Annotated in this window: 1 protein-coding gene; it reads right to left on the bottom strand. The window is 67.8% G+C overall.

Features of this window, described 5'->3' with window-relative positions; all coding sequences use genetic code 11:
• On the bottom strand, positions 1-258 hold a 258-nt coding region (locus ACLJNW_RS26370; RefSeq protein ID WP_410961533.1), incomplete at both ends, for a CAP domain-containing protein.

The following is a 258-nucleotide window of genomic DNA, read 5'->3' as shown; positions in this document are numbered from 1 at the left end:
AGCTCGTCCAGTTCCCCCGCAGCTTCGAGCCGAGGTTCTTCGTGTGGACCAGCTTGTCGATCCGTCCCATGTACAGGTTGTGGTCGTGCGCGAGGTCGACGACGAGCGGCGCCATCTTCAGGGGCCGCACCCCGTGCTTGTGTCGCGCCTCGTTCACCCACGCCAACATCTTCTGGCGGCGCAAGGTTGCGCCCGTGGCCGGCGCCCCGGAGAGCGAGCCAGCACCGATCGACGCAACGAGCGCGCTCACCACCGCGA

The organism is Salmonella sp. SAL4457 (assembly GCF_046548235.1).
In the GTDB taxonomy this organism is placed as follows: Bacteria; Pseudomonadota; Gammaproteobacteria; order Enterobacterales; family Enterobacteriaceae; genus Salmonella; species Salmonella enterica.
The sequence above is the reverse complement of the archived record's forward strand: the minus strand, read 5'-3'. Positions and strand labels throughout refer to the sequence as shown.